We start from the raw sequence: 2,723 nt of genomic DNA on the forward strand, positions 1-2,723 counted from the left end.
GGGCACTAGTCGTCGGTCAGCGGCACCCCGGCGACCTCGGCGAGCGTGCCATCGTCGCGCGGCTGCTCGAAGAGGACCGTGGCGCGGCGACCCGTCGCGTCGAAGGTGGCGATGGTGTTCCCGAAGAGGGGCCCGCTGACGTTCCTCCACGTGATGGGTAGTGGCGGCGACCCCTGGCGACGAGCCCAACGCCGGGTGATGCGGCCCAGTCGCTGCGACCATCCCAGCTTGAACACGGGTTTGACGTACGACGGCACGTAGTTGTGCACCGGCGAACAGACCAGCTGATGCACCCGCGCCGTGGACGGTTGGGGGAGCGCCGCCAGCGCGGCGTAGCTGTGATGGACGTCGCCGGACAGCACGGAGATGGTCGCTGGGCCACGCGATTCGTGCGACGCCGCACCGATGATCAGATCGCTGAGCCGCAGGAAGGACGACGAGAAGGCAGCCCAATGCTCGAGATCGGCGGCCTGGCGCACTTTTTCGGCAAGCCGCCCCCGACGGCCCGGCCGATCGGCCGCGATCTCGTTGACCGACTGCAGGTCGCCGATCGCCGGGGGAAGCAGCCACGGCAACGACGAGCCGAGGACCAGATGGTCCAACTCGTCGAGCCCGTCGTTTACCTGATCCTCCAGCCAGCTGAACTCACGATCGCCCAACATCTTTCGATCGCCCGAGTCCAGAATCCGGGCATTGCGTGAGTCGACCATCACCAGCCTGCTATGGCCCAGATCCCAGCGATAGCTGAACCGAAGGCCCTTGTCGCCGTCCACCTCACCGTCCGCGCGGTCGGCGAGTTCGGCGAGATGGTGCCAAGAGTCCTCGCGGGCGGCCAGCACCTTGCGATAGTCCGGATCGTCGGCGAGTTCGTCCGGGCTGAGATTCCCCAGGTGCTGATACACCCAGTACGACGCCAGCCCGGCCCGGATTCGGTCGCGCCACCACGGTTTTTCGTTGATTTCCTTGCGCCAGGCAGCGGACGTGTTCCAGTCGTCCCTGATGTCGTGATCGTCGAAGATCATCGCGGTCGGCAGAGTGGAAAGGATCCACCGAATCTCCGGGTCACCCCAGGTGTGCCGGTATAACCCCTCGTATTCGGCGAAGCTCACCACTTCGTCGGCGGGACGCTGGCCGACGGAGCGCTTCCCGGCGAGGTGCTGGCGCGCCTGCGGTGTCAGCTCGTCGGCGTAGACCTGATCGCCGAGCAGAATCAGTGCATCCGGCCAGTCCTGGACGGGCGTGCTGGTCAGCCTGCCCGCGTAACAGTCGAGCGCGTCGAGGCCGAGTTTCTCGTCGAGCTTGGCGTCGCCCGTCTTCGGATAGCGGCAGGACCCGAAGATGATGCGCAATCGGTCGGCGGTGTCCGGGCCGCGCGTTCTGATGACACTCGGCGGGAACTCCGAGTCCGGCTCGGGCCACACCCGCTGACCGTCGAGGTGTACCTGATATTCGGTCGTCGAGTCCGGTGTCAGGCCCGTCACCGGCACCAGCGCGTAGTGAAAGCCCTGCACCTCGAAGGTGGCCGCCGAACAGCCCAGCACGTCGACGACGGCCGACTCCTCGGTCTGTACCCAGACCATCGCGGTGGTTTCGCCGACGTGGCGGAGAACGGGTCCAAGCACGAGGGGCACCAACCCAGCCTAGGACCCGGGCTCGGCGCGGCGCGCGTCAGTCCGCGACGGTGAGCCAATCGGTGAAGCCCGAAGGGTCGTGCCTGCCGAGTGCACCGTGCTCGAACAGCCCCCAGCCAACGACCGGTGTGCCGTTGCCTTCGGTGCACACCGCCCGACCGACGTGGTCGATCACGCCGAACCCGGCGCGCCCGACGATGGCGGGGTCGGTCATGTCGTAGGTCCGGCGTTCGGTGAACTCGTCGCCCTTCCACACCCCGTGGATCCAGTCGGGGTCGCCGCCGTACCCACCACCCACGTGGATCGGCACCGACAGTTTGGACTCCACGTCCAAGTGCACCGGCGACCCGTCCAGCGCGGTGGCCTCGATCGTCGCGCCGGTGGGAATCCTGGTGCCTGACGTATAGCGCACCTTCACCCGGGGCCACCCGAGCTGTTCGACGCGGCCGTCCTTCCAGATTCGCGTGCAGTCGTTCAGCGACCGGAAGCCGTTGGGCTCCTCCTGGATGATGAGCACGATCGAGAAGTCGTCGAACGCCATCGGCACGTACAGCCACCACATGCCCTCGAACGGCGGGTCGGCCGGGCGCCCGGCGGGTTCGGCCTCCCCGACGGGCCGGATGCCCCACGACCGGTCGCGGCTGCCGATCCAGGTTGCAGGGTCGACGGTGATCTCCTCGCCGTCGATCGCGAGATGCCCGCTCCACGAACCCAATTGCGCGAACCGCTGGGCGTCCAGGGTGATTCGGTTGCCGGCCCGGAGGAGGTGCCGTTGTTCCTGGACGACGTCGAACAGCCCGTTCCAGGTGAGGTCGACCGCGATTCCGTCGGTCTCGTCCATGACGATGCGCAGCCGGCGCAGCGGCTCGTGAACCTCGACGCGGTATCCGAGCACGTGCTGGTTGAGGCGGTCGTGGTCGATGGCGTCGGAGACGTGCACGGCGGTCTGCACGTCACCTCGGCGGACGAGTACGAAGGCGTCCTTGACCCCCAGATTGGGGTAGTACCCGATGCCGGTGATGAGGAAGATGTCGCCGCTGCGGTCGTGGGCGTTGAAGTAGGATCGGTCGTAGAAGTTGCGGTCCGAGGACT

The 2,723-nt window shown here is 67.2% G+C and carries 2 protein-coding genes; both read right to left on the reverse strand.

All coding sequences use genetic code 11. From position 1 onward, the window contains the following. Positions 1-5: 5 nt before the first annotated feature. On the reverse strand, positions 6-1,631 hold the full coding sequence (locus ABW137_RS11180; RefSeq protein ID WP_526399828.1) for an alkaline phosphatase D family protein: 1,626 nt from the start codon (positions 1,629-1,631) through the stop codon (positions 6-8). Between the two features lie 37 nt (positions 1,632-1,668). Then, on the reverse strand, positions 1,669-2,723 hold a 1,055-nt coding region (locus tag ABW137_RS11185; protein ID WP_526399829.1), incomplete at its 5' end, for an Rv3169 family protein.

Origin of the sequence: Mycobacterium sp., from assembly GCF_040509115.1 — a bacterium.
Classification (GTDB): Bacteria; Actinomycetota; Actinomycetes; order Mycobacteriales; family Mycobacteriaceae; genus Mycobacterium.